Below are 26,656 nucleotides of genomic sequence, written 5' to 3' on the forward strand. Positions count from 1 at the left end.
AAGTCGAGACGAAGGAGCTAGCCGCCGGAGACCAGCAGCGGACACGCCGTGTAGACGTCGTTGAGCCGCCTCAGGGCTGCGGCGAACTGCTCGAACCTGGCGCGCGGCACGGCCGCGCGCACCTCGCTGATCACCTGCCAGAGATACCGGTGCTCGGAGGTCTCCATGATCGGTGACGGCGGGTCGGCCCTGACGTCGCAGGCGAACGCGAGCGCCACCGCCGCGGCACGCAGGCACGCGGTCGCGAGCGTCACGCAGTCCTCGACCAGGGTGCGGTCGTCCTCGGCGCGCACCACTCCGCTGACCGCGAACCGGACGGCCTGCATCAGCGCGAAGTACAGGCGCTGGCCGGCCTGGGTCCGTTCGTGCGGCAGGTGCTCGGTACCGGGGCCGGGGGTCACGACCGTCATGCCGACCTGAGGGCGGCGCAGCACGTGGTCGAACAGTGCGGTCGGCGCCCAGAGCAGCGTGCGCCACGAGTCCTCGGTGATCGAGGTGCCCGTCCTGGCCGCGTTCTCCAGCACGTCGAGGTAGGCGATCAGGATGCTGGACAGGAACACACCACCGCGGTCGCCGCCGACCCGCACGATGCCGAAGCGCTCGTCGTGACCGGCGTCGTGGACGCCGTGGCCCGGCTTCCACTCGATCACGTCGCTGCTCGCGAGCACCACGCGGGCGAGCCGCTGGTGCACGGGCGGCGCGGAGAGCACCGTGTCGTCCAGCCCCATCTGGACGAGCATGGACGCGGCGTGCTGGAGCGACTCGCGCCGCTGCGGCACGAGGTCGGGGTGCAGCAGCCGGAACGGTTCCACGTCGCCCCCTCCCCTCGGTTGGTTGTACTCACAATGAACTGCGGGGAGCGTGAAGTCATCCGGATGGACCGCAGCGTTACGTCTCAGTTGGACTGGGCCCAGGCCACCAGTTGGGCGCGAGACGAGAGATTCAACACCGCTTTCACGTTGTGCACGTGGGATTCCACGGTGCGGTGGGAGATCCCGAGCTTCGCCGCCACCTGAACGTTCGTCATGCCCTGCGCCACCAGCTCGACGACCATGCGCTGCCGGTCGCTGAGCACCTCGTCCTGCACGATCTCCTTGTCCAGCGCGGTTTCCAGGGCGTGACGAACGTCCATCGCCCGGCCGGCGTTCAGGGCCCTGGCGAAAGCCGCGCGGGGCAAGGCTTCCCGTGCGAGGTCCAGTGCGGCGGCCATCTTCCCCTGCCACCACGGTTCCGGCGGAACAACCCAGCTCGTGCGCATCTGCTGACACGCGGCCAGAAGACGCACGCCGAGCTCGTGCCGCCCGGACAACATGGCGACCAGACCCCTGCCCTCGACCGACTCCAGCACAGCGCGCGGCAGGGTCGCCGACAGCCGCGCGCTCTCAGCGAACCGCGCGCCGGCCGTAGTCAAATCCTCTCGTTCCAACGCGATGCAACCCGACGTGTGCACTGCAGCGGCCACAACGTCCTGCCGCGCATGCACTCTCAGCACCGGCAACGCGCCTTCCACCAGGACGGCGGCCGCGTCGGCGTCGCCCTGGGCGAGCAGCCTCCAGCCGAGGTTCTGGCTCGACACAGCGACACTCACGTCGTTGCCGTTGCGTACGCCGTGCTGGATCGATTGGCGCAGCGCCCATGCGGTGTTCGGCACATCGCCCGCTCCTTCGTGAGCGCTCGCCAACGTGCGGAACAGCCGGCACATGATCAGTTCCTGCCCGCCGATCTCCGCGGTCTCGATCGCCTCCATCGCGTACTTCACCGCTTCGTCGTGCCGTTCTTCTTGACCCGCCAGAAGTGACGCGTACTCCAGCGCGAGGATGCGGTAGCGGGCGTCGGCGGACGACTGGTGCAGCACCTGCATCAGCACAGCGCCCGCCTCGGTGAAGTAGCCGCGGTCGAAGCACACCCTCAGCAACATCGTGGCGAGCATCAGCCGGCGTTCGTCCTGCGACACCACCAGATGGGCGAACGCGTACGCCACGTTGTCGTACTCCTGATGCAGCGCCTTCACCTGCTCCGTCGCGAGGATCGACGACGTGACGCCGGGTTCGCCCTTTTCGCACAGCCACTCGATGATGCGTTCGGCCATCACCTCGTACTCGCCCTGCTCCCGCAGGCGTTCCTCTGCGTAGAGACGGATCGACTCGAGCATCCGGAAGCGGCCGTCGTTCCCCCGCACCACCAACGACTTCGCCTGCAACGCCGTGAGCAGGCCGATCACCGCTCCGCCGTGCAGCACCTGGACGATCTCCAGCCCGAACCCGCCCGGTAGCAGCGCGAGCCGGCGGAACAGCTCCTTCTCGCACGTGGTCAGCAAGTCGTGGCTCCACGCGATGGCCGCGCGCAGGCTCTGGTGCCGCGCCTGCTCGCCGGCGTCGCTGAGCAGGTCGAGCCGGTGGTCGAGGCGGTTCGCGAGCTCGTGCAGCGGCACCGATCCGGAGAGCTTCGCGGCCAGTTCCACCGCGAGCGGCACACCGTCCAGCCGCGTGCAGATCGCCGCGATCGCGTCCTGGTCGCCCGGCGCTCCGGCACGTTCGGCGAAGAGCCGGACAGCGTCGTCCTCCATGCCGTGCAGCGGGAAGACGGCCTCACCGACGGCTCTCAGCGCCTCGCGGCTGGTCGCGAGGACCTGCAGGTTCGGACAGCGCGACAGGACCGCGTCCACGACGTCGCAACATTCCTCGACCAGATGCTCGCAGTTGTCGACGAGCAGCAAGATTCGACGATTGCTCAGCTCAGCGAGCAACGTAGTCCGCAACGCGACACCCGCGTGCTGGTACACCCCAACGGCTTCGGCGAACGCCTGCACCACCTGGTCGGACCGGCTCAGCTTGCCCAGCTCGACGGTGCGCACCTCGACCCGTTTGGTGCGCCTGGCCAGTTCTACCGCGAGCCGCGTCTTCCCGACCCCTGCCGACCCCACGAGCGTGAGCATCCTGTGCTTGCGCAGCAACGAAAGCAGCTCCGCCAGCTCGCTCTCCCTGCCGACGAACGCGTCGTCGTAACCGGGCAGCTCGGTGACCACAGTGGACGTACCGGCGGAACGCCGGCGGTAGGCACGCTGACGGCACGCGTTGGAGCAGTATCGCGCCCGCGACGGCATGGGCGCGAACTCCGTGCCACAGTTCGCGCAGGTGCCCATCGCACGAGCCTACGACCGTTTTGGCGTCTCAATTGGAAAGTGTGTGGAGGTCAACCTCCAGCGTGGTCCCCGAACGCAGCTGCGCGAGCTCGATCCGATCCTTGGTCCTGGCGAGCCAGCCGCTCCGAGTTCGCTGCACCACCTGCGTCTTCGTGACGTCGGCGTCCTCCGCCTTGATCACGATGTCCTTGCCGTTCTCCAGGTGGACCACGGCACGCCGGAATCGGGGAGCGTGCGGCACGAACTCGCCGGTTCCCGGCACCACCGGGTACATCCCGAGCGCGCTGAACACGTACCAGGCCGACATCGTGCCGAGGTCGTCGTTGCCCGTGACACCGGCCGGCCCGTTGACGAACAGCGTCTGCGCGGCTCTCACGACCACCGACGTCTTCTCCGGCTTGCCGATGAGCGCGTACATCCACGGCGCGTGCAGGTCTGGCTCGTTGTTCGGGTTGTACCTGAACTGGTTGTAGTAGTCGTACGGCCCGACGACCCACTTCTCGCGGACTGCTCTCGCCGGATCGATGAGGAGGTCGGGGTAGGCGAAGAAGTCGTCGAGCCGCGCCTCTGCCGCCGCCTTGCCGCCCAGCGCCGTGATCAGACCGGGCACGTCCTGCTGCACGAGCCACTGGTACTGCCAGGCCGTGCCCTCGTGGAACCCTTCCGGCCCCTGCGGCGTGAACGGGGTGAGCCACGCGCCGTTCTGCAGCTTGGGCCGCGGGAAGCCGGTGAAGCCGCGGTCGGTGACGCTGTGGTCCCAGAGGGTGCGGTGGTTGAGGCCGCGCTTGTGGAGCCGTTCCGCGTCCTCTTCGTGGCCGAGCTCTTCGGCCATGATCGCGAGGGTGGCGTCGGCCAGCGCGTACTCGAGGGTCGCCGACGCGCCGTGGTGCGGATCGGTGTCCTGCCCCTTCTTCGGGAAGCGCTTGTCGTACTGGACGAAGCCGTTGGCGAGGTAGTTCGGGTTGCCGGACCGGCCCTGGAAGCGGGAACTCTCTGGCGGGATGCCGTCGGCGTTCTGGAGCAACGCCCGGTAAGCCTGCTCCTCGAAACCCTTGAGGTGTCCGAACCGCCACAGGTCGACCAGGAACGGCGTGACCGGGTCGCCGGTCATGCAGTTCGTCTCCTGGTTCGCGAACGCCCAGCGCGGGAGCCAGCCACCCTGTTCGTGAATCGCCAGAACGCTTCTGGCGATGTCCCTGCTGCGGGTGGTGCGGATCAGCGCGAGGAGCTGGTTGTGCGCCCGGTAGGTGTCCCAGAGCGAGAAGTACTCGTAGTACGTCCAGTCCTCGGCGTGGTGGATCCGGTTGTCGAAGCCCCGGTACCTGCCGTCGACGTCGCTGCCGGTCAGCGGCTGCAGCAGCACGTGGTACAGCGCGGTGTAGAAGACCGCCCGCTCGTCCCAGTCCTCCGTCTCGATCTCGACGCAGCAGAGCTCTCGGCGCCAGGCGTCCTGAGCCTCGTTGCGGAGGTCGTCGAAGGTTTTGCCGCTGGTTTCCTCCTGCAGGTTGTTCGTCGCACCCTGTCCGTCCACTTGAGACAGAGCGGTGCACGCCGTGACCGGTCCTGGGTCGAACGTCACCCAGGCGCCTCGGAGGCCGGCGCCGCCGGCGGACTCCCGTTGGCCCGGCTTGGATCCGGACGGACCCCACGTGCCGAACTCCCGGAACGGACGGTCGAACCTGGTGGTGAAGCAGGTGATGTACGGGCGGCCGCCGCAGAACGCCTGTGTCTCCACGGTTCCGGTGATGGTGCGGTCGTCGACGACCTTGACGGAGGAGGCGAACACCGGCTCCTTGTCGTTGGCCTGGCCGACGTTGACCAGAAGCGTGCCGTTGTTACCGCTGGGGAACGTGTACCGCTCGACGCCGGCACGCGTGGTCGCGGTGCACTCGACGGTGATGTCACGATCCAGCTTGACCTTGTAGTAGCCCGGCTTGCCGATCTCGCCCTCGTGCGAGTACCTGGCGCCGTAACGCTTGTGGTCGAAGCTCGTCGGCAGCTGGGTGACCGGCAGGATCGGCACGAGACCGCCCTGCTCCCAGCACCCCGCGCCGGAGAGGAAGAAGTGGCCGAAACCGCGGATCACCGCGTCGTCGTAGCGATAACCGGCGTAGTGGGAGCCGACCGGGCTGGAATGCGCCTTGCCGAACGGCATGGACGCGCCGGGGAAGGTGTTGCCCTCGTCCTTTGTGCCGATGAACGTGTTGACCGACTCAATGGGATCCAGTGCGTCCACCCGTCTCAGCGTAGTGCCACGTTCACGAAAAGACCGGGCCTGAGCGCCGCCGCCGCCAAGTTGCGGCGCTCAGACCCGGAGTCCGCAGGCCTACTTCCGCGCGCCGAGGAAGATGTTCCCCTCGGTCGACAGGTAGTGGCTGGTGTAGTCGAACCGCCGCGCGTCACCGAAGATCAGCCAGTAGTACTTGAGCTGCTCAGACCACCAGTACCCGGGACAGAAGTCGCCCTTCGCCCCTGTCGTGACGTCGGTCAGGATGGTGTAGCCGTAGTTCGTGCGGGACGTCCGTTTCATCTCCCGGTAGTGCCGGTGGGCACGCTCGCGGTAGACCTCGTCGTGCGTGGCGAGCCACAGGAAAAACGCCCCATCGGCGTACTCGGGCCGAAGCTGGTTACCGACCGAAGTCGGCCGCAATGAGGTGTAGTTGATGCCCTCGGGCAGCACGCCGTAGCGGTCCTGAACGGCCGTCCAGGAGTTGTGGTAGGCCCGGCCGCGCGCGAGGTCTCCGCTCTCGGCGAGCAGGCCGCTGAAGAACGCCGCCAGCTCGCTCTGGGTCCGCGTGTCCCTGCGGCCCGTGAAGGCGTCGACCTGGGCGAACCAGAGGCGTCCACCCACCACGTCCGTCTGGTGCCTCAGGATCGCGCGCAGCAGCACGTCCCACCAGCGCTTGAGATCGCGGTCCCCGAAGAGGCGCCAGCCGTCCCACAGGTACTCGTAGTACGAGTCGGCGGGTGGGCCGATCGTGGCGTAACGGTTGCGCCAGGCGCCGGTCTCGGCGTGCACGTCCCACGGCAGCAGGTCATATGCCGTCCGCTTGTCGAACGTGACTTGGAAGGCCTTCTTGGCCGCGTTGTAGTACTTGCGGTCGCCGGTCCACTTCGAGAGCGAGCCGAACTCCGTGATGTAGGTACCGGTTTCGGCGAGGTTCGTCTCCGGCGACGACACCGCGCCCGTGCGCAGATTGACGTAGCGGTAAGGAATTCCGGTCGGCGACTTGGTGAATGCGACCAGCAGGCGGTCGCCAAGGTCCCGTGCCAGCGCCAGCAAAGCGCTGTCACCGCTCACGTGGTAGGCGGAGAGCAGGCCGCCGAGCATGCGGATGTTGGTCTCGAACACCTGGAACGGGGCGTTCACATCGAAGTTCAGGTTCGCCTTGACCCAGCGGACGCCCTCAGCGAACTCGGCGTCGAGTTCCATGAGCCACAACGTGTCCAGCGCTTCGACGACGGTCAGGCCCATCGGGTGGCCGGGCACGAAGAACTCCTCGTGACCGCCGGACACCGGCTTGATCTGGTCGTGGCCGAACGCACGTTCCACATAGGACCGCCAGGCCCAGCGTGTTTCGTTGCGCACGTCTTCGGCGACGGCACGCCAGCCGCCGGGTGGTGGTGCCAAAGCCGTGGCACCAACGGAAGGAACATCCGCGGCTGCGGTGCCCGGTGGCGGCGCGGACGGTGAAGGTTGAGCGGCAGCAACACCGGGCACACCGGCCAAGCCGGCGGCACCGAGGAGGCTGAGAACGCTTCGGCGTGGCAGGTCACGCATGGCCGATCTCTCCTCTCCGCGATTTCACCGAATCCATCGAGAAGGAGTGACCGACTTCCCGGCGAAATCGCCGCCGCGCCGGAGGCGCGGCAATCCAACACTGACAACGCTGTCTGTCATCAGATCCTTGCGGAGCGCACACGGTGGTGGTCAAGACCATTTCGTCCACTTGTCCTGTTCCAGACACCATCCGGCGAAATGAAGAGCCCCTTGACCGGTTCCGGAACGGTTGACAAGGGCGTAAAGGCGAGGTGAGATACGGCCACTATGACAACGTTGTCCCCCAGCGGACCGGTGGCCGGTCAGCGAAAGGTCCGTCGCGCGACGATGAACGACGTCGCGCGGCTGGCGGGCGTCAGCATCAAGACCGTCTCCCGCGTGGTCAACGACGAGCCGGGCGTGCACCCGTCCACCGCCGAGCGCGTGCTGGCGGCCATCGACCAGCTCGGGTTCCGGCGGAACCTGAGTGCCCGCAACCTTCGCCGCGGCTCGTCCACCGGCACGATCGGGCTGGTGCTGGAGGACGTCGGCAACCCGTTCTACTCCGGCGTGACCCGCGCTGTCGAGGAAATCGCGCGACTCAGAGGCAGACAGGTGATCTCGGGGTCGTCGGACGAGGACCCCGGCCGCGAACGCGAGCTGGCGCTGGAGTTCTGCTCGCGGCGCGTCGACGGGCTGCTGATCGTGCCAGCCGGGCTGCAGCACAGCTATCTGGTGCCGGAGATGCGCGCGGGCACGCCCGTCGTGTTCCTGGACCGGCCTGCGGGCGACGTCGTGGCCGACACCGTGCTGGTGGACAACATCGGCGGCACCGTCGAGGCGGTCACCCACCTCGCCGCGCACGGGCACCGCCGCATCGCGTTCCTCGGGGACGCGCCGGACATCTTCACCGCCAACGAGCGCCTGCGCGGCTACCGCGAGGGCTGTGTGCGCGCGGGCATCGGGTACCACGAAGAACTCGTGGCGATGGGGCCGCACGACGAGAACAGCGTGGCGACCACGTTGAAACGGCTGCAAACCATGCGCGAGCCCGCGACGGCGGTCGTGGCAGGCAACAACCGCATCACCGTGCACATCCTGCGCTCGCTCGCGGGGGTCGCGGAACGGCCCGCTCTGGTGGGCTTCGACGACTTCGAGCTCGCCGACCTGCTGTCGCCGCCGGTGACCGTGATCGCGCACGACGCGAGCGCGCTCGGCAAGGCCGCAACCGACCTGTTGTTCGCCAGACTGGACGGCGACAACTCACCACCGCGCCGCGTCGTGCTGCCGGTGCGCTTGGTGCCACGAGGATCCGGGGAGGTCCACGCGTGAGTTCTGGTGTGCTCCACCAGCCTGTCAACCTGCCGGCGAACCAGCCGAAGCAGTTCTACCGCGGCGGCGAGGCGATCGCGGCGTTGCGTGGTGGCACGAGCGGCGACTTCGGCCCGGAGGACTGGGTGGCGTCGACGACGACGCTCTACGGACGCAGTGACGCCGGGTTGACAACGTTGCCGAACGGCCTGCTGCTGCGCGACGCCGTGAAGGCGGACCCGACAGGATGGCTCGGCACCGACCACGCGGCGAAGTTCGGCGCGGACACGGCGTTGCTGGTGAAGCTGCTCGACGCCGGCCAGCGCCTGCCGGTGCACTGCCACCCGTCGAACACCTTTGCTTCCTCACACCTGAACTGCCGCCACGGCAAGACGGAGGCGTGGATCGTCGTCGGCACGTCCGGCGCGGACCCGACCGTCTACATCGGATTCCGCGATGACGTTCCCGCCGAGACCGTCGCCGACTGGGTCGCCACGCAGAACACCGCGGCGATGCTCGACGCGCTGAACCCCGTCGGCGTCCGGCCCGGCGACACGGTCTTCGTGCCCGCCGGTGTGCCGCACGCGATCGGCGAGGGCGTCTTCATCGTGGAACTGCAGCAGCCCACGGACTTCTCGGTGACGCTGGAGTGGCAGGGCTTCTTGCCCAACGCCGACGTCGGTCACCTCGGCCTCGGCTACGACGTCGCGCTGGACTGCGTCGACCGGCACGGCTGGAGCGGGCGGCTCGAGGAGCTGGTGCGCCAGACGTCGGACAAGTGGGCGCCGTCGGTCGATCTGCTCGGCCACGACGCAGACCCGTTCTTCCAGGCCGACCGCCTGCACGTGGAGGGTTCCCTCCTGCTGGAGCCGTCGTTCGCCGTGCTGGTGGTGCTGGAGGGTTCCGGCCAGCTCGGTGAGCTGGAGGTGCACAAGGGCAGCACCGTCGTCGTGCCGCACGCGGCCGGCGAGCTGGGGCTGACCGGTGACCTGGTGGCGATCCGCTGCCGACCGCCCGTACTGTCCACAGTAGAGGATGTTGTGCCATGAGCGAGCCCTTGCTCGAGGCTCGTGACCTCGTCAAGCACTACGGCACCGTGGAAGCCCTCCGCGGCGCCTCGTTCAGCGCCTACCCCGGCGAGGTCGTGTCGCTGATCGGCGACAACGGCGCGGGCAAGTCCACCCTGGTGAAGTGCCTGTCCGGGGTGGAGCAGCCGACCAGCGGAACCCTGCTGTTCGACGGCAAGCCCCTCACGCTGAGCTCCCCCAACGACGCCCGCGACCGGGGCATCGAGACCGTGTTCCAGGACCTCGCGGTCGCGCCGGACCTCGACCCTGCCGCGAACATGTACCTGGGCAGGGAGATCCTCAAGCCCGGCGTCCTCGGCTGGCTGGGCGTGCTCGACAAGAAGAAGATGCGCCGGCAGGCGGCCGAGCACTTCAGCAGGTTCGGCGCGACACTGCAAAGCATCGACGTGCCGATCGCGGCGCTGTCCGGTGGCCAGCGCCAGTCCGTCGCGGTCGCTCGTTCGGTGGCGTGGGCGTCGAAGCTCGTGTTCATGGACGAGCCGACCGCCGCACTCGGCGTGGTGCAACGGGAACGCGTGCTTGAGGTGATCAAGCGGGTGCGCGACGAGGGCATCGCCGTGGTGCTGATCTCGCACAACATGCCAGAGGTGCTGTCGGTCTCCGACCGCGTCGAGGTGCTGCGCCTCGGCCGTCGCGTGGCCCGTTTCCAAGCCGCGGACACCACTGTGGAAGAACTCGTCGGCGCGATGACCGGCGCACTGTCGCATGAGGACGTTGCGTGATGACCGATACGAAGACAACGTTGTCCAATGATCTGTCCACCGAGCAGCGCACCCCGCTCCTGAAGCGGCTGACCGGCGCGAACACGCTGTGGATCGGCCTGGTCCTGCTGGTACTGGTCGCCGTGTTCGGCGCGATTCGCCCCGACGCGATCTTCCAGGTGACCACGCTGCAGTTCCTGCTCGCGGAAACCGCCGTGCTGCTGGTGCTCTCGGTCGGCATGACGTTCGTGATCATCACGTCCGGCATCGACCTGTCCGTGGGGTCAGTGCTGGTGTTCGCGAGCGTCTCGTCCGCGATGGCGATGAACGCGGTGTCCGGTGGCGACGCGACGAACGCGGGCTGGGGCGTGATCGCGTTCGGCCTGCTGGTCGCCGTGGTCAGCGGCGCGGTGTGGGGTCTGCTCAACGGCCTGTTGATCTCGCGTGCGAAGATCCCGGCGCTGATCGTGACCCTGGGTTCGTTCGGCGCGGCGCAGGGCGCGGCCCTGTTGCTGAACAACGGTTCCAACGTGTCCGGCATCCCGGACAGGCTGAACCGCACCTTCGGTTCCGGCACGTGGTTCGGCATCCCGAACATCGTGATCGTGGCCGCGGTCGTCACCGCCCTCGGCGCGCTGCTCCTGACGACCACGCGCTTCGGCCGCTACACCTACGCGGTCGGTTCGAACGAGGAGGCGGCCAGGCGCGTCGGCGTCTCGGTGCGCGGCCACCTGACGAAGGTGTATCTGCTCGCGGGCACCCTCGCGGGCCTCGCGGGCTTCATGGGCAACGCGTTCTTCCGCGTCGCGGTCGTCACCGGCCACGAGACGGACAACCTGAACGCGATCGCCGCCGTCGTCCTGGGTGGCACCAGCATCTTCGGCGGCATGGGTTCGGTGCTGGGCACGGTGTTCGGCGTGTTCATCCCGGCGGTGTTGGAGAAGGGCCTCGTGATCATCGGGGTCAAGGAGTTCTGGCAGCCGATCGCCGTGGCGATCGTGCTGGTGGCCGCCGTGTGGCTGGACCAGACACGGCGGCGGGCGCGCAACCAACGTTAGGGAAAGGTGCTGGACCAATGAAGATCCGCTCCGCAGTGGCTGTCTCAGCCGCTTTCCTGCTCGCCGCGTGTGGCGGAGGCGGGCAGATTGGTGACTCGGGTTCGGGCAACTCGGCCGCGAACAAGAAGCTGGTGCTGATCCCCGGCATCACGGCGGAACCGTTCTACATCTCGATGCAGTGCGGCTTCCAGGACGCGGCGAAGGCCGCGGGCTACGAGTTCGACACGCAGGCACCGGCCAAGTTCGACGCGGCCCAGCAGACCCCGATCGTCACGGGCATCCTGGCCTCCAAGCCCGCGGCCGTGCTCATCGCACCGACCGACGACAAGGCCATGGCCGGCCCGATGAAGCAGCTCAAGGACGCGGGCATCAAGGTCGTCGAGGTCGACACCAAGCTCCAGGACACCTCGATCGCGTCGTCCACCATCTCGTCCAACAACGAGCAGGGCGGCAAGCTGGCCGCCGAGACGATCAACAAGCTCGCTGGCGGCAAGACCGGCTCGGTGCTGGTGTTGAACACCAAGGCCGGCACGTCCACCACCGACGCCCGCGCCAAGGGCTTCGAGGACGAGATCAAGAAGTACTCGAACCTCAAGTACATCGGACAGCAGTACACCGACAACGAGCCCGCGACCGCGGCCTCGAAGGTGACCGCGACGCTGGCCGCGAACCCGGATCTGATCGGCGTGTTCGCGACCAACCTGAACACGGGTGAGGGCGCGGCGACCGGTCTGCGCAACGCCGGCAAGACGGGTGCGGTGAGCCTGGTCGGGTTCGACGCCTCGCCGAAGCAGGTGCAGGACCTGCAGGCGGGCACCGTGCAGGCGCTGATCGCGCAGGACCCGGCGACGATCGGCAAGCAGGGTGTCGAGCAGGCTCTCGCCGCCATCGACGGCAAGGAGACGAAGCGGAACATCGAGACCGACCTGGTCGCGATCACGAAGGACGACGCGGAGAAGAACTCGAAGTACTTCTACAAGCAGTCCTGCTGAGCTCTGCCTTCACAGGGCCGCCCTCTGGTTCAGAGGGCGGCCCTGCTGCGTTCAATGACGAACGTCATCAGGGTTTGGCCGGGTTGGCGTAAGACCAGAGTTGTAAGCGGTTGCCACCCTTAGGCCGATGTCCCCGCACCCCGAACACGATGAGCTGGGGTGCCGGCCGGGCTCGGCCGGCAGGAGGGGGAACAACCGAATGCACCGCAGAATACTGGCGGCGGCACTGGCCGTCGCCACCTCGGCGAGCCTGCTGTTCATCCCGCAGGCCCAGGCGAACTCGACGTTCGCCGCGCAGGACATCAAGTGGCAGAAGTGCTTCGACACACCACCACCTGGGTTCCCGCCGGGCTCGGAACGGCTGGAGTGCGGCAGCTTCACCACGCCGATGGACTGGAACAACCCCGGAAACGGCAAGACCATCACCATCGCGGTCAGCCGGCTCACGCCCAAGAACGGCACGGCGAAGTCCACCGTCTTCACCAATCCGGGCGCCCCGGTGGTGCGGGACGCACGCTGCCGCTGCTCTACCTCGAGCGGCCGAAGCTGAGCGAGAACGCTGAGATCATCGGCATCGACCCGCGCGGCACCGGGGCGAGCAGCAACGTCACGTGCGGGCTGTTCCAGCCGCTCGTCTCGACGGATCCGCGCGACCGCAGCAAGGCCAACCTCGACCTGCTCTACGACAGCATGCGGCTGCAGGCCCAGTTCTGCCAGACGAAGTCGGGCGAGCTCGGCAAGCACATCACCACCGAGCAGACGGTGAAGGACCTCGACCTGCTCCGCCAGATCCTGGGCAAGAAGAAGGTCAGCTGGCTCGGCTACTCCGGCGGCAGCTGGATGGGCGCCTACTACGCCACCTACTTCCCCAAGACGCTCGACCGGATCGTGCTCGACTCCAACGCCGAGTTCACCGGGCCGTGGCAGCCGGTGTTCGACGACTGGGGCATGGGCTTCGAGCGCCGGTTCCGCGTCGACTTCCTGCCGTGGGTCGCGAAGTACGACCACGTCTACCACCTCGGCAAGACCGGCGAAGAGGTCCGTCAGGCCTACGAACGGACCCGCGCGAAGCTCGCCGAGCAGCCCGTGACGCTGCCGGAGGGCACGTACTACCCGGTCACGCTGGACATGATCATCCGAAGCGGGCTGTACAGCAAGGACATGTTCGACGCCACCGCGCGCACGCTCGCCCAGCTGGCCGGTACGGCAGCGCGGACGCTGGGCGCGCAGGCGAGCTACCCGGATGCCGAGTTCGGCACGCTGTACTCGATCATCTGCAACGACACGCCGTTCCGGGGCGACCGGAAGTACCTGGAGCGCGACGCGGTCCGGGACGGTGCGAAGTGGCCGCTGTTCGGCTACTACCAGATCATGGGTCCCTGCGCGTTCTGGGACCGGCCGAACGTGAACCTCAAGCAGCTCACCGGAATCGGCGTCGCGCCGACGTTGATGGTGCAGTCGGTCCGCGACGCGGCGACGCCGCTCGAGGGTGCGCAGCGAGCGCACAAGAACTTCAAGAACTCCGTCCTGCTCACCGTCGAGAACGAGGGTGACCACGGCATCTACGGGTTCGACAACTCGTGCGTGAACGACATCGTCGAGCGTTACCTCGTCGACGGCGTCACGCCCGCGAAAGACCTGACGTGCCAAGGGGTTCCGCTCCCCGCTCCCGGAGGGACCGCGGGCAACCCGCTCGCGAAGGCACGTCAGCTGGCCACCCAGCTCGGTTGGTAGAAGGGGGAACTTCGATGCGCCGACAGCAGATCGCGGCAGCGCTGGCCGTCGCCACGGCAACGTCATTGCTCATCGCACCACAGGCACAGGCTCACAGCGGCCTGGCCGACCAGGAAATCAAGTGGCAGAGGTGTTTCGACCCGGTACCTCCCGGCCTCCCGCCCGGCGCGGAACACCTGGAGTGCGGCAGCTTCACCGCTCCGATGGACTGGAACAACCCGAACAACGGCAAGACCATCACCATCGCGGTCAGCCGGACGATTCCCCAGAGCGGCAAGGCGAAGACCACGATCTTCACCAACCCCGGAGGGCCGGGTGGTGCGGGTCGCACGCTGCCGCTGGTCTACCTGAACCGGCCGAAGCTCAGCGAGAACGCCGAGATCGTCGGCATCGACGTGCGCGGAACGGGCGCCAGCAGCAACGTCACGTGCGGGCTGTTCGACACGCTCGGCTCGACAGACCCTCGCGACCGCAGCAAGGCCAACCTGGACCTGCTCTACAGCGGTATGGAGCTGCAGGCCAAGTTCTGCCAGACCAAGTCCGGCGAGTTCGGCAGGTACGTGACGACCGACCAGACCGTGAAGGACCTGGACCTGCTCCGCCAGGTGCTCGGGCGCAAGAAGGTCGACTGGCTCGGCTACTCCGGCGGCAGCTGGATGGGCGCCTACTACGCCACGTACTTCCCGAAGACGCTCGACAAGATCGTGCTGGACTCCAACGTCGAGTTCACCGGCCCGTGGCAGCCGGTGTTCGGCAACTTCGGCATGGGCTTCGAGCGACGATTTCGCGTCGACTTCGCGCCGTGGGTCGCCAAGTACGACAACGTCTACCACCTCGGCAAAACCGGTGAGGAGGTGCGGCAGGCCTACGAGCGGACGCGTGCGAAGCTCGCCGAGCAGCCCGTCACGCTGCCGGACGGCACCTACTACCCGGTCACGCTGGACATCGTGCTCATCCAGGGCCAGTACAGCAAGCACTCCTTCGACGCCGCCGCGCGCAAGCTGGCGGAGCTGGCCGGTGCGGTGCCCGCGCAGCTGAACGCGCAGGCGAGCTACCCGGACGCGGGGCTCGCCACGCGGCACGCGATCCTGTGCAACGACACACCGTTTCCGCGGTGACCAGAAGTACCTGGAGCGCGACGCCGCCCAGGACGGCGCCAAGTGGCCGCTGATGGGCTACTACCAGATCATGGGCCCCTGCGCCTTCTGGGACCGCCCGAATGTGAACCTCAAGCGCCCCAACGGTATTGGCGTCACGCCGACGCTGATGGTGCAGTCCGAACGCGATGCGCCGACGCCGATCGAGGGTGCGCGCAAGGCGCACGCCGGGTTCGCGGGCTCGAGGATGCTGACCGTGAAGGACGAGGGTGACCACGGCATCTACGGGTTCGACAACTCGTGCGTGAACGACATCGTCGAGCGTTACCTCGTCGACCGCGTGACACCGTCGCGCGACCTGTCCTGCCCCGGCGTGCCGCTGCCCGAACCGGGTGAGCAGCAGGCCGGTCCGCTGGAGCAGGCGCGGAAGCTGGCGGTTCAGCTCGGCTGGTAAGAAGTCCACCCCGGACGTGCAGTGGCGCTTGTCAGGTGCCGCTGCACGTCCTGGTTCAGAAAGCGCCGGGATGGGTGCGTCTGCGCCGGGCCGCGTAGACGCCCGCCTCGGTGCGGCGGTCGAAGCCGAGCTTGTGCAACAACGACGACACGTAGTTCTTCACGGTCTTCTCGGCGAGGAACAGCCGGTTCGCGATCTGCCGGTTCGTCATGCCCTCGGCGATGAGGTCGAGGATCCGGCGTTCCTGCGGGCTCAACGCGGCATAGCGCGGGTCTTCCTCGGGTCCGCCCCTGAGTCGTTGCAGGACGGTCGCGGTGACGCCGGCGTGCAACAACGATCCGCCAGAGGCGAGCGAGCGGACCGCGGCCACGAGATCGTTGCCGGAGACCTCTTTCAGCATGTAACCGGACGCGCCGGCCATGATCGCGCCGAACAACGCCTCGTCGTCCGAATAGGACGTGAGCATCAGGCACGCGGGCGGCGGCTGCACCAGACTCCTGATCTCCCTGCACACCGTGACGCCGTCGCCGTCGGGCAGCCGCACGTCGATGATCGCCACGTCGGGCTTGAGCCGCGGCGCCTGGGCGACCGCCGCCGTCGCGCAGTCCGCCTGCCCCACGACGTTGATGTCGTCCGCCTGCGCCAGCAACTGCACCAGCCCGCGCCGCACGATCTCGTGGTCGTCCACCAACATCACCGCTATCGCCATCTCGCCTCCTGCAGCACCAGCGGAACGAACCAGATGATGCTCACGCCCGCACCGGGGATCGAGTCCACCACGCAGTCGCCGTGGTGGCGCCGCGCACGAGCCGCCATGTTGGCGAGTCCACCGGCGTGATGGGGCACGCCACCGGAATCGTCAGCCAACGGCAAGCCTCTGCCGTCGTCCTTCACAACCAGCTCCAGGCGGGTCATCGTGCGGTTGACGCTCACGGCGACAGCCACGTGCATAGCTCTCGCGTGACGCACAACATTCGTTAGCGCTTCTCGGAGGGTGGCCAGCAGATCAGGCCTGAGTTGGTCGGGCACGACCGTGTCCAGCGGCCCTTCCAACGACACGTTCGGCTCGAAACCCAGCAGCCGCGCGGACTCGTACACCGCGTTGAGCAGCTGCCCGCGCAGGCTCGTGCTCCCGGACGGAGGCTCCTGCAGGGAGAAGATGGTCCTGCGAATCTCGCGGATCGTGTGGTCGACCTCCTCGACGAACCCGCTGATCCGTTCGGTGAGCTGGGGGTTGGTGCTCATCCCCGTCAGTCCCTGCAACCCGAGCCCGAGCCCGAACAGCCGCTGGATGACCAGGTCGTGCAGATCGCGCGCGATGCGGTCGCGTTCCTCCAGCACCGCCAGCCGCTCGGTGTCGCCCTGGGCGCGGGTGAACTCGAGAACCAGCGCGGCCTGCGCGGCGAACGCCTCGATGAGCTCGGGGTCGTCGAAGCTCGGCTCCCCCACCGGCCTGGCCACGATCACCACGCCGATCGTGCGGTCCCCCACCGCCAGCGGCACGACAGCGCACGGTCCCGGCACCGTCGGCACCGTGCCCTCGTCGTGGCACTCGGCCTCGCCCGACTCGTAGACCCGGTAGCTCACCGTGCCTTCCCTCGGCACCCGCATGCCCTCTGCGTCGTAGCTACCGCCGTCGGTCACCTCGATGACGAGGTCGCCGTTGTGATCAGGCAGCACGACCGCGGCGAAGTTCGCGTGGGCAGTCCTGCGGGCCGTTTTCGCGACCAGGTAGAGCGCCTCACGGCCTTTCGTGCCCATCAGCAGTTTGGTCGTCACCACGGCGGCGGCGCGCAGCCACACCTCACGCTTGCGCGTCTTCTCGTAGCGGTCGATGTGCTCGATGGCCGAACCGGCGGCCGTGGCCAACGCCGTGAGGACGTCGCGGTCCCGGTCGGTGAACTCGGCCTTGCCTGCCAGGAAGAGGTTGCCGAAGGTCTCGTCGTGGACCTTGATGGTCGCGCCGAGGAAGTCCGCTACGCCGATCGAGCGCGGGTCACCTGACGTGATGTGCGCCTGGCCGTCCTGGGCGGTGAACTCCAGGAGCTCGCGGTGGCCGTTGACCACGGCCAATGCGCCGTAGGGGGCCTCGATCAGATCGCAGGCGGACTCGACCACGTGGCGGAGCAGATCAGGGAGGGTGTCGTCTTCGGCGAATGACAGCACCACGTCCAGCACTCGCTGTTCTGTGCTCACATCGCCGCCCACGGCTTCTCACCCCTTGGGGGGATAGAAGTGACACCGTACGAACGACTGAGCGTAACTCCCCTGAGTAGTCAAAGGGGAGCCCATCAGTGCAAACGAGGAAAAGAGGAACTACTCAGAGTAGAGACCTCCGCCTGCGTTCAGTGGAGACCGACGCTGAATCCCTCGTCAATCACCCCACGGTAGATCTGCGGCGCGAACGTCCGCAGCCCGTGGTCGATCGGCCCGATGAACCCCGCCGAGTCCCCGAGCGGCAGCCGGTAGCCGTTCTGCACGCGGTGGAACTCCCACAGCGGCTCCATCGTCGGGTGCGCCGGCCTGAACTGCTGGGGATCGCGCGGGTGCAGGTCGACGCGGACGAGCGTGCGCCTGACCAGGGCGTCCGCGAGCTGCACCGCACGTTCCTGAGTGCGTGAGATCGAGATCGCGCCCAGCTCGTGCCAGCCGACGGCCCACGGCATGCCCTGCGGGTCGTCCAGGCGGATGCCCTGCTGCTCGATGATCAGCTTGCGCGGGCGGGAGATGGTCTTCCACTTCACCACGGCCATCACACCGATGCCCGTGAACGCGATGCCGATGACGGCCGCGATGCTCCCGCCGACCGGCTCACCGTCGATGAACGCGGTGACCGCGCCTATCAGGGCGAGGATGCCCAGGACGCCGGCGACAGAGCCGCCGAGCAGGACTTTGCGGGTGTCACTCTTGCCGAGGTCGATGACAACAGGTGGAGGTGCTCCCCAAGCGGTCATGGCCGCAGGTTACCGCTGATCAGCTGCTCCGCCGCCGCGAACGGGTCCAGCTCACCCTCGACGACGCGCTTGGCCAGCTGGTCGACCGGACCGAACCGCGTTCGCACGCGTTCGACGGCGATCGCCTCGATCTCGGCGCCCGCACGACGCAAACGCCTCTCGAGAAGCTCCCCGTGCGCCGTCATCCACTCCTGGTGCTCGGCGATGGCCTCGACGACGCGGTCCAGGCCTTCCATGCGCGCGGCCACGGTTTTCACAACCGGCGGGCGCCACAGCGGGCCGTCCCGGTCACGGCGGCCCAGGGAGATCATGTACTTGAGGTCGCGCGCGGTCTGGTCGGCGCCGTCGCGGTCCGCCTTGTTGACCACGAACACGTCCGCGATCTCCAGGATGCCCGCCTTCGCGGCCTGGATGCCGTCGCCCATGCCCGGCGCGAGCAGGACCAGGGTCGTGTCGGCCAGAGCGACGATCTCGACCTCGGACTGACCGACGCCGACCGTTTCCACGAGGATCACGTCGAAACCGGCGGCGTCGAGCACGCGCAACGCCTGCGGGGTGGCCCAGGACAGGCCGCCGAGGTGCCCGCGCGTGGCCATGGAGCGGATGAAGACACCGGGGTCGGTCGCGTGGTCGCCCATCCGCACCCGGTCGCCCAGCAGGGCGCCGCCGGAGAACGGACTGGACGGGTCGACGGCGATCACCGCGACCTTCTTGCCCTGCTCGCGGTAAGCGCGCACCAGAGCGTTCGTGGAGGTCGACTTGCCCACGCCTGGAGCGCCGGTGATGCCGACGACCTGGGCGTTCCCCGTGTGAGGAGCGAGCGCCGCAGCCACCTCGGGCAGCGCCGAGCTCGCCTGCTCCACCAGGGAGATCAGCCTGGCGACCGCGCGCGGTTCGCCGTCACGCGCGCGGTCGACCAGTCCTGCTACGTCAACAGCTTTGGCCACGGCCAAAGACCTTAGTGCGCTGACCACAATCCTCACCGGCCGCTTTCGGCGCTCAGCGGGGCACCTCGCGGCGCCGGCCCCCGCCCCCCATATGTCCGATATGAGGGGCGGGGGCCGGCACCGCGATGCACCCACCTGACCGGCGAAATCGACCGGCGAGGGTTGGTGGTCAACGCACTAGGCCTTAGCGGGCACGCGGATGATCAGAGCGTCGCCCTGACCACCACCACCGCACAGCGCCGCGGCACCCACGCCGCCGCCACGCCTCTGCAGCTCGAGAGCGAGGTGCAGCGCGATGCGGGCGCCGGACATGCCGATCGGGTGGCCGAGCGCGATGGCACCGCCGTTGACGTTGACCTTGTCCTCGGACACTCCGAGCTGACGGGCCGACACGATGCCGACCGCCGCGAACGCCTCGTTGATCTCGAACAGGTCGAGGTCGGCGGGCTCGATGCCCTCCTTGGCGCAGGCGGCCTTGATGGCGTTGGACGGCTGCTCGTGCAGCGAGGCGTCGGGGCCGGCGACGACGCCGTGCGCGCCGATCTCCGCGATCCACTCCAGGCCCAGTTCCTCGGCCTTGGCCTTGCTCATCACGACGACGGCAGCGGCACCGTCGGAGATCTGCGACGCCGAACCCGCGGTGATGGTGCCGTCCGCGGCGAACGCGGGACGCAGCTTGCCGAGCGACTCCGCGGTCGTGTCGGCACGCACGCCCTCGTCCGTGCTGAACAGGATCGGGTCGCCCTTGCGCTGCGGGATGGCGACCGGCGCGATCTCGGCCTCGAAGACACCGTTCCCGGCGGCCTTCGCGGCGAGCTGGTGCGAACGCGCGGAGAACGCGTCCTGCTCCTCGCGCGTGACGTCGTAGCGGGCGTTGTACTTCTCCGTGGAGACGCCCATCGCGACCTGGTCGAACGCGCAGAACAGGCCGTCGTGCGCCATGTGGTCCTGCAGCTGCACGTCGCCGTACTTGAACCCGCCGCGTGACTTGGGCAGCAGGTGCGGCGCCTGGGTCATCGACTCCTGGCCACCGGCCACGACGATGTCGAACTCACCCGCGCGGATGAGCTGGTCGGCGAGCGCGATGGCGTCGATGCCGGACAGGCACACCTTGTTGATGGTCAGCGCGGGCACGCTCATCGGAATGCCCGCGGCGACCGCGGCCTGGCGCGCGGGAATCTGGCCGGCGCCCGCGGTGAGCACCTGACCCATGATCACGTACTGCACCTGCTCTGGAGCCACGCCCGCGCGTTCCAGTGCCGCCTTGATCGCGACGCCACCCAGCTGGGCGCCGGAGAAATCCTTGAGCGATCCGAGCAGTCGACCCATCGGGGTGCGCGCCCCGGCGACGATGACGGAACCGGACACAGCTGCCTCCATGGAAGAGCGAACGGTCGTTAACTAAGCACCATACCTGTGGCTACTGGGCGGTAATCGTGTGAGACCACGCACAGGGGCACCTGCACCGATCAGGTAGTTACGCTTGCCCGCTATGAACGCAGAACTCGCTCGATTCGTGACCGCGGTCGACCATGTGGGCATCGCGGTGCCCGACCTCGACGTGGCCATCGCGTTCTACCGCGAGAACTTCGGCCTCGAAGTGGCCCACGAAGAGGTGAACGAGGAGCAGGGCGTGCGCGAGGCGATGCTGCACGCGCCCGGCGACCACGACGGCACCGCGATCCAGCTGCTGGCCCCGCTGAACGAGGACTCGACGATCGCCAAGTTCATCGGTCGTTCCGGCCCCGGCCTGCAGCAGCTCGCCTACCGGGTGTCCGATGTGGACGTCGCGGCGGACGCGCTGCGGGCGAAGGGCCTGCGCCTGCTCTACGACAAGCCGAAGCGCGGCACGTCGAACAGTCGCGTCAACTTCGTGCACCCCAAAGACGCGGGTGGCGTGCTCATTGAACTGGTCGAACCTGCGGCTGGCGAAGCAGCGCACTAGCCACGAACGTGAGTTCCTTGTCGATCGGGTCCTCCTCGTCGCTGTGCCGAGCCACGGAGTGCCGGTAGCTCACGGCCAGCGCGAGGAGCGCCGCGGCGGCCTCGACGTCCTTGATCGCCACCGCTGCCCCTCCCGCGGCGAGGATGACCTGCTTGATCTGCGTCGCGACGTTGTCGTAGCGCGCCTGCATCGCGTCGCGGACCGCCGAATGCGTATCCGCTTCACGCCACAGCAGGTGCGACAGCAGAGGTGAGGCGTTCAAGCGCGCGTCGAGTGCCGCGACGAGACGCCTGAGCGACTCGGCGATGTCTCCGGCCACCACGATCCTGCGGTGGTCGACCGTGCTGTCCGGCAGCCGCGCGACCAGTGCGGCCAGCAGGTCCTTCTTGCGGTTGAAGTAGTAGTGCACCAGGCCTTTGGGCACGCCCGCGCGTTCGGCGATGCGCGAGGTCGGGGTGGCGTCGAAGCCGGAGTCGGCGAACAGCTCCTCGGCCGCGGCCAGGATGCGCTCCTTGGCCGAATCCTCCACGCGGTCCTCCATGACACGGGGATGTGGGCCCAAGAACGCTCCTGGGCCCACGGTCTTTCTCTGATCAGTGCGGCTGAGCTGCGGCCGAGTGTGCCTTGTTCGCCGCCGGCATCGCCAGCGCGCCCGCGGCAACCGTGAGAACGCCACCGATCCAGGAGACCCACGAGGCCTCCATCATGCCGGTGTAGCTCATCACCCACGGCGAGATGAACAGCAGTGCTCCGAGCACCATCTGCACGTACTCCCCGTAGATCATCGCGGGCATGGCGAGGTCGACGAGTCCGTCGATCGCGATGAGCGCGCCGAGCACGATCATCGTCCACATGGCCGCGTTCGAGGTTTCGACGACGAGCGGAGACAGCAGCACCAGAACACCGATCGCAACCTCGGCCCAGTCCTGCCACCTGGTCCACGGCTTGGTCATTACCTCCACCTCCTCCTTCTCGGACACCGTCCATGCTCCGCTTGGTTGGCCGCCCGGTCAAGAAACTTCAGTGGAATCCCTCACAGGCGTGATTCTGGATCGTTTACTGGCCGGTAACCTCCGGCAACCTGCGACGATCCCTCACTAGGGAAGGAATGCCGCCGTGCAGAAGATCCTTGACGCGATTCTGGCCGACGAGCTGGACGCGATCGGTTCCTTGGACGTTCCGGAGAGCTATCGGGGCGTGACCGTGCACGCGGACGAGGCCGACATGTTCTCCGGCCTCGAGACGAGGGACAAGGACCCTCGCAAGTCGCTGCACGTCGACGAGGTCGCCACGCCCGAGCTCGGGCCCGGCGAGGCGCTGGTCGCCGTCATGGCCTCCGCGATCAACTACAACACCGTCTGGACGTCGATCTTCGAGCCGGTGTCCACGTTCGGCTTCCTGAAGAAGCTGGGCGGCCGCCACGACCTGCCGTACCACGTCGTGGGTTCGGACCTGGCCGGCGTCGTGGTGCGCACCGGTCCTGGCGTCACCGCGTGGAAGCCGGGCGACCGGGTGGTCGCGCACTGTCTGGACGTGCCGCTGGAGGCGCCGGACGGCCACAACGACACGATGCTCGACCCGCAGCAGCGGATCTGGGGCTTCGAGACGAACTTCGGTGGTCTCGCGGACCTCGCGCTGGTGAAGTCGAACCAGCTGATGCCGATGCCGAAGCACCTCACGTGGGAGGAGGCCGCCTCTCCCGGTCTGGTCAACTCGACCGCGTACCGGCAGCTGGTGTCCACCAACGGCGCGAACATGAAGCAGGGCGACACGGTCCTGATCTGGGGTGCGTCCGGCGGTCTGGGTTCGTACGCGACGCAGTTCGCGTTGAACGGTGGCGCGACGCCGATCTGCGTCGTCTCCTCACCGGAGAAGGCGGAGATCGTCCGGTCGATGGGCGCGGAGCTGATCATCGACAGGTCCGCGGAGGGCTACAAGTTCTGGAAGAACGAGCACGAGCAGGATCCGCGCGAGTGGAAGCGGTTCGGCGCGAAGATCCGCGAGCTCACCGGTGGCGAGGACCCGGACATCGTGTTCGAGCACCCCGGCCGTGAGACGTTCGGCGCGTCGGTCTTCGTGGCGCGCAAGGGCGGCAAGATCGTGACGTGTGCGTCGACCTCCGGGTACATGCACCAGTACGACAACCGCTACCTGTGGATGAACCTGAAGAGCATCATCTCCTCGCACTTCGCGAACTACCGCGAGGCGTGGGAGGCGAACCGCTTGATCGCCAAGGGAAAGATCCACCCGACAGTGTCCAAGGTGTACTCAATGGACGAAACGGGCCAGGCTGCGCACGACGTGCACCGCAACGCGCACCAGGGCAAGGTCGGCGTGCTCTGCCTTGCCCCGGAAGAGGGTCTTGGTGTTCTCGATCACGAGATGCGCGCACGGCACCTCACGGCTATCAATCGATTCCGGGGTGTGTGACCTTCCGGGGTTACCCGAACGGGTAGCGTGAGGGGCATGGGCCTCGCCGACGACCGTGACCTCGTCCCACTGGGATCCGGCTTCGACATCGTCAAGCGCGGTTATGACCGCGCCCAGGTCGAGGATCATCTCGAACGCCTCGACTCGGACCTGCGGCTGCTCGCCGCGGACCGCGATGCCGCCGTGTCCCAGACGTCCGATCTGGCTCGCCAGCTGGAAGCCGCGCGCTCGGAGATGACCGAGCTGCGCAACCAGGTGGAGCGCCTGTCACTGCCGCCGACGACGCTGGAGGGGCTCTCCGAGCGCCTCCAGCGCATGCTGCGGCTGGCCCAGGACGAGGCCAACGAGATCAAGGCCCGTGCCGAAGCGGAGAGCGGGCACATCCGCGTCAAGGCGGAAGCCGACGCGGGTGTGCTGCGCCAGCGCTACGAGAAGCTCATCGCCGAGCTGGACGAGCGCCGTGCCGCCATGGAGGCCGAGCACAAGGGCGTTCTCGAGACCGCTCGCGCCGAGGCCGAGAAGATCGTCTCCGAGGCGGAGTCCGCCGCCCGCAAGATCGCCGACGAGTCCGAGCAGCGCCGCGTGACCGTCGAAGAGGACTTCGAGATCGCGATGGCCGCCCGCCGCAGCGAGGCCATGGCGACCTTGGCCGCCCAGGAGGCGAACTCCAAGTCCGAGGCGGACCGGCGTCTGAGGGAGGCCGCGGAGGAAGCCGCCCGCGTGCGTGCCGCGATCGCCCAGGAGCAGACCACCTCGAAGGCCGAAGCCGAACGCCGCGTGCGCGAGGCCACCGAAGAGGCCAACCGCCGCCGCCACGACTCGATCACCGAGGCCACCGCCCGCATCCAGGAAGCGACCGACGAGTCGAACCGCCGCGTGCGCGAGGCGACCGAGGAAGCCAACCGCCGCACCACCGCCGCCACCCAGCGCGTCGACCAGCTCCGCAACCTCCGCAACCGTCTCTCGCACCAGCTGCACAACGTGCGGACGGCGTTGCAGGAGGTCGTGCCGCTGCTCGACCCGGTGGAGGAGCACGAGTCCGCTCCGGCTCCGCAGGCTGCTCCGGCTCCACAGGGTGCTCAGGGTGCCGCGCCGCAGGCTCCGGCTGCTCAGCCACAGGCCCCGCAGGCTCAGGCCTCGGCGAGCAAGCCCGCCGAGGCGCCTCAGGTCGACGGCCCCACCGCCAAGATCACGCGCCCGCAGCCTGCGAAGAAGTGACCTCGTAGATCGCCGGCATCGGCATCGCGCGGCAGAAGTCCCAGTCCGCCCGATGCCCTGCCGCGATCAACGCGCGTGTCAGGAAGGTCCCGTGCGACCCCACGAGCACAGTCGTGTCCGGGTACTCGGTCGCCATGCGTGCCAGCGCTTTCCCCGCCCGCGCCGTCAGCGCGTCGAGGCTCTCCCCCGATCCGTGCGCGAACTCCGGATGCGCCCAGCTGTACGCGTACAGCGTCTCCCAGTCCGCGCTGGGCAGCAGCCCTGACTCCCACTCGCGCAGCTCCGCCCACGTGATCACGTCCAGCCCCAAGGCGTCAGCGGCAGGCGTGACGGTCTGCACCGCTCTTCGTTGCGGGCTCGACAGCACCGCCGTCGGCGAGTACGCGGCGAGGCGTGGGACCAACGACTCCGCCGCTGCCAGACCGTTCTCGGTGAGCGGGCGCTCGTCGTAGTCGGGTTCGCCGAGCCGCGGCCGGACGGACTGCGCATGGCGCACCAATACGATTCGTGTGGACACACCACTCATCTTGGGGGAACAGGATGTTCGTGAAGTCGCTGGGCACTGACGGCGCCGAGCTCAGGCCGTTGGAACCGTGGCAGGCCGAGGAGTTCTTCGCGCACATGGAGCGCGGCCGGGAGTTCATCGGGCAGCACATCGGGTTCGCGGACGCCGCGAAGGACCTGGAGAGCGCCCGCACGCTCCTGCAGGGCTACGCGGACAAGGCCGCGACCGACACCGGGCGGATCTACGGGATCTGGCTCGACGACAAGCTCGTCGGCGGGGTGCTGTTCCGAGTGATGGACGTCCCGCAGGGACGGGCAGAGGTCGGGTGCTGGCTGGAACCGTCGGCCACCGGCAGGGGGTTGGTCACGCGGGCGGCGAAGGTGCTCATCGGCTGGGCGATTCGCGAGCGCGGCATGCATCGGGTTGAGTGGCTGGTGTCGTCGCGGAACGCGCCCAGCATCGCGGTCGCGCGGCGGCTCGGGATGACCAGGGACGGGGTGCTGCGCTCGTACCACCTGCACCGCGGGGTTCGACAGGACCTCGAGGTGTGGTCGGTGCTGGCGCCGGAGTGGGAGAGCTGATGGACGATCTGGTGCTGCTGCACGCCTTTCCGCTCGACGCGCGGATGTGGGACGTGCCGGGTGCGCTCACGCCCTCGCTCCGGGGCAGTGGTGAGCCCGATCTCGGCACGCTCGCGTCCCAGGTCCTCGCCGTGCTCGACGAGCGGAAGCTGGACTCCGTCGTCCTCGGCGGCTGCTCGATGGGCGGCTACGTCGCGATGGCGTTGCTCAGGCTTGCGCCGGAACGCGTGAGGGGCCTGGTTTTCGTCGACACCAAGCACACCGCGGACGCACCTCAAGCCGTGGAGACCCGGCACGCGATGGCGGATCGGGTGGAACGCGAGGGCGTTGGCGAGTGGCTCGTCGAGGCGATGCTGCCGAACCTGCTCGGCCCGAACGCCTCGGACACGGCGCGAGCGTCGGTGCGCACCATGATTCTCGAGCAGCAGGCCGAGGACGTGGCGTGGTGGCAGCGGGCCATGGCGAAGCGGCCCGACTCCACGGACGTGCTGGAGTCGCTGGACGTGCCGTCGCTGGTGCTCGTGGGCGAGCACGACAAGCTCACGCCTCCCGACGTGGCCGCGAAGCTCGCGGTGACGCTGCGGCACGCCACGAGCGAGCGCATCGAGAACGCAGGGCACCTGCCGCCCGTCGAACAGCCGGACGAGTTCCGCGCCCGGCTGGAACGGTGGCGCGTGCAGGTCGGTCTCTAGTGGCGTGACCCGGCCGCGCCCCAGGTCACCAGCGGCGCGCGGTCGGG

At 68.2% G+C, this 26,656-nt stretch carries 26 protein-coding genes; 14 read left to right on the forward strand and 12 right to left on the reverse strand.

Annotated elements, in window-relative coordinates; all coding sequences use genetic code 11:
• Positions 1-17 precede the first annotated feature (17 nt).
• The 4 genes from FXN61_RS12190 to FXN61_RS12205 form a co-directional block, all read right to left on the reverse strand.
• Positions 18-812, reverse strand: a complete 795-nt coding sequence (locus FXN61_RS12190; protein WP_167973316.1) for a 3-methyl-L-tyrosine peroxygenase-related protein — start codon at positions 810-812, stop codon at positions 18-20.
• A gap of 83 nt (positions 813-895) precedes the next feature.
• Positions 896-3,142: a helix-turn-helix transcriptional regulator gene (locus FXN61_RS12195; protein WP_167973318.1), complete on the reverse strand. Its 2,247-nt coding sequence runs from the start codon at positions 3,140-3,142 to the stop codon at positions 896-898.
• A 28-nt stretch (positions 3,143-3,170) separates the two neighbouring features.
• Positions 3,171-5,378, reverse strand: coding sequence for a GH92 family glycosyl hydrolase (locus tag FXN61_RS12200; RefSeq protein WP_312877681.1), 2,208 nt, complete (start codon positions 5,376-5,378; stop codon positions 3,171-3,173).
• 90 nt (positions 5,379-5,468) lie between these two features.
• Positions 5,469-6,923, reverse strand: coding sequence for a glycoside hydrolase family 47 protein (locus FXN61_RS12205; RefSeq protein WP_167973320.1), 1,455 nt, complete (start codon positions 6,921-6,923; stop codon positions 5,469-5,471).
• A gap of 327 nt (positions 6,924-7,250) precedes the next feature.
• On the opposite strand from FXN61_RS12205, the gene FXN61_RS12210 reads away from it, so the two are divergent.
• The 9 genes from FXN61_RS12210 (at position 7,251) to FXN61_RS12245 (ending at position 15,337) form a co-directional block, all read left to right on the forward strand.
• Positions 7,251-8,234 carry a LacI family DNA-binding transcriptional regulator gene (locus FXN61_RS12210; RefSeq protein ID WP_167973322.1) on the forward strand — a complete coding sequence of 328 codons (984 nt, stop codon included), beginning with the start codon at positions 7,251-7,253 and terminating at the stop codon, positions 8,232-8,234.
• A complete protein-coding gene (locus FXN61_RS12215) occupies positions 8,231-9,262 on the forward strand; it encodes a class I mannose-6-phosphate isomerase (RefSeq protein ID WP_312877682.1) in 1,032 nt (343 codons plus the stop codon). Before FXN61_RS12210 ends, FXN61_RS12215 begins: the two co-directional genes overlap by 4 nt.
• Positions 9,259-10,023, forward strand: coding sequence for an ATP-binding cassette domain-containing protein (locus FXN61_RS12220; protein ID WP_167973324.1), 765 nt, complete (start codon positions 9,259-9,261; stop codon positions 10,021-10,023). The genes FXN61_RS12215 and FXN61_RS12220 overlap by 4 nt, the downstream gene beginning before the upstream one ends.
• Entirely contained in the window at positions 10,023-11,060 is a 1,038-nt protein-coding gene (locus tag FXN61_RS12225) for an ABC transporter permease (RefSeq protein ID WP_167973326.1), read from the forward strand. The genes FXN61_RS12220 and FXN61_RS12225 overlap by 1 nt, the downstream gene beginning before the upstream one ends.
• Before the next feature lie 17 nt (positions 11,061-11,077).
• Positions 11,078-12,052, forward strand: coding sequence for an ABC transporter substrate-binding protein (locus FXN61_RS12230; RefSeq protein WP_167973328.1), 975 nt, complete (start codon positions 11,078-11,080; stop codon positions 12,050-12,052).
• 199 nt (positions 12,053-12,251) lie between these two features.
• Positions 12,252-12,602: a hypothetical protein gene (locus tag FXN61_RS51950; protein WP_246291337.1), complete on the forward strand. Its 351-nt coding sequence runs from the start codon at positions 12,252-12,254 to the stop codon at positions 12,600-12,602.
• Between the two features lie 23 nt (positions 12,603-12,625).
• Positions 12,626-13,786, forward strand: coding sequence for an alpha/beta hydrolase (locus tag FXN61_RS12235; RefSeq protein WP_312877683.1), 1,161 nt, complete (start codon positions 12,626-12,628; stop codon positions 13,784-13,786).
• 14 nt (positions 13,787-13,800) lie between these two features.
• Positions 13,801-14,904, forward strand: coding sequence for an alpha/beta fold hydrolase (locus FXN61_RS12240; protein WP_167973330.1), 1,104 nt, complete (start codon positions 13,801-13,803; stop codon positions 14,902-14,904).
• A 52-nt stretch (positions 14,905-14,956) separates the two neighbouring features.
• Complete coding sequence (locus FXN61_RS12245; RefSeq protein WP_167973332.1) at positions 14,957-15,337, forward strand: alpha/beta hydrolase; 381 nt, start codon at positions 14,957-14,959, stop codon at positions 15,335-15,337.
• Between the two features lie 55 nt (positions 15,338-15,392).
• Here FXN61_RS12245 and FXN61_RS12250 read toward each other — a convergent pair whose 3' ends face one another.
• The 5 genes from FXN61_RS12250 to FXN61_RS12270 all read right to left on the reverse strand — a co-directional run bounded on the left by FXN61_RS12250 (position 15,393) and on the right by FXN61_RS12270 (position 20,606).
• Positions 15,393-16,046, reverse strand: a complete 654-nt coding sequence (locus FXN61_RS12250; RefSeq protein ID WP_167973334.1) for a response regulator — start codon at positions 16,044-16,046, stop codon at positions 15,393-15,395.
• The gene (locus FXN61_RS12255) at positions 16,037-17,545 is read right to left on the reverse strand and encodes a GAF domain-containing sensor histidine kinase (RefSeq protein ID WP_167973336.1); all 1,509 of its coding nucleotides are present in this window, start codon (positions 17,543-17,545) and stop codon (positions 16,037-16,039) included. The genes FXN61_RS12250 and FXN61_RS12255 overlap by 10 nt, the downstream gene beginning before the upstream one ends.
• 137 nt (positions 17,546-17,682) lie before the next feature.
• The gene (locus tag FXN61_RS12260) at positions 17,683-18,291 is read right to left on the reverse strand and encodes a hypothetical protein (protein ID WP_167973338.1); all 609 of its coding nucleotides are present in this window, start codon (positions 18,289-18,291) and stop codon (positions 17,683-17,685) included.
• Entirely contained in the window at positions 18,288-19,238 is a 951-nt protein-coding gene (meaB, locus tag FXN61_RS12265) for a methylmalonyl Co-A mutase-associated GTPase MeaB (RefSeq protein WP_167973340.1), read from the reverse strand. The genes FXN61_RS12260 and meaB overlap by 4 nt, the downstream gene beginning before the upstream one ends.
• Before the next feature lie 177 nt (positions 19,239-19,415).
• Entirely contained in the window at positions 19,416-20,606 is a 1,191-nt protein-coding gene (locus FXN61_RS12270) for an acetyl-CoA C-acetyltransferase (protein WP_167973342.1), read from the reverse strand.
• A 124-nt stretch (positions 20,607-20,730) separates the two neighbouring features.
• On the opposite strand from FXN61_RS12270, the gene mce reads away from it, so the two are divergent.
• Positions 20,731-21,183: a methylmalonyl-CoA epimerase gene (gene mce / locus FXN61_RS12275; protein ID WP_167973344.1), complete on the forward strand. Its 453-nt coding sequence runs from the start codon at positions 20,731-20,733 to the stop codon at positions 21,181-21,183.
• On the opposite strand, the gene FXN61_RS12280 is transcribed toward mce, so the two are convergent.
• Positions 21,140-21,724: a TetR/AcrR family transcriptional regulator gene (locus FXN61_RS12280; protein WP_167973346.1), complete on the reverse strand. Its 585-nt coding sequence runs from the start codon at positions 21,722-21,724 to the stop codon at positions 21,140-21,142. The genes mce and FXN61_RS12280 overlap by 44 nt on opposite strands.
• 52 nt (positions 21,725-21,776) lie before the next feature.
• Positions 21,777-22,136, reverse strand: a complete 360-nt coding sequence (locus tag FXN61_RS12285) for an SPW repeat domain-containing protein (RefSeq protein ID WP_167973348.1) — start codon at positions 22,134-22,136, stop codon at positions 21,777-21,779.
• A 163-nt stretch (positions 22,137-22,299) separates the two neighbouring features.
• Between FXN61_RS12285 and ccrA the strand changes: the two genes are divergently transcribed.
• Both ccrA and FXN61_RS12295 read left to right on the forward strand, forming a co-directional pair.
• Positions 22,300-23,613: a crotonyl-CoA carboxylase/reductase gene (gene ccrA, locus FXN61_RS12290; RefSeq protein WP_167973350.1), complete on the forward strand. Its 1,314-nt coding sequence runs from the start codon at positions 22,300-22,302 to the stop codon at positions 23,611-23,613.
• A 36-nt stretch (positions 23,614-23,649) separates the two neighbouring features.
• Entirely contained in the window at positions 23,650-24,831 is a 1,182-nt protein-coding gene (locus FXN61_RS12295) for a coiled-coil domain-containing protein (protein ID WP_167973352.1), read from the forward strand.
• Here FXN61_RS12295 and FXN61_RS12300 read toward each other — a convergent pair.
• The gene (locus tag FXN61_RS12300) at positions 24,803-25,348 is read right to left on the reverse strand and encodes a histidine phosphatase family protein (protein WP_167973354.1); all 546 of its coding nucleotides are present in this window, start codon (positions 25,346-25,348) and stop codon (positions 24,803-24,805) included. The two genes, FXN61_RS12295 and FXN61_RS12300, sit on opposite strands and share 29 nt — an antisense overlap.
• A 23-nt stretch (positions 25,349-25,371) precedes the next feature.
• On the opposite strand from FXN61_RS12300, the gene FXN61_RS12305 reads away from it, so the two are divergent.
• Positions 25,372-25,917, forward strand: a complete 546-nt coding sequence (locus tag FXN61_RS12305) for a GNAT family N-acetyltransferase (RefSeq protein WP_167973356.1) — start codon at positions 25,372-25,374, stop codon at positions 25,915-25,917.
• Positions 25,917-26,609 (forward strand): alpha/beta fold hydrolase, encoded by a 693-nt coding sequence (locus FXN61_RS12310; RefSeq protein WP_167973358.1) that lies wholly within the window; start codon positions 25,917-25,919, stop codon positions 26,607-26,609. The genes FXN61_RS12305 and FXN61_RS12310 overlap by 1 nt, the downstream gene beginning before the upstream one ends.
• The last annotated feature ends 47 nt before the right edge of the window (positions 26,610-26,656 follow it).

The organism is Lentzea indica, from assembly GCF_012184385.1.
In the GTDB taxonomy this organism is placed as follows: Bacteria; Actinomycetota; Actinomycetes; order Mycobacteriales; family Pseudonocardiaceae; genus Lentzea; species Lentzea indica.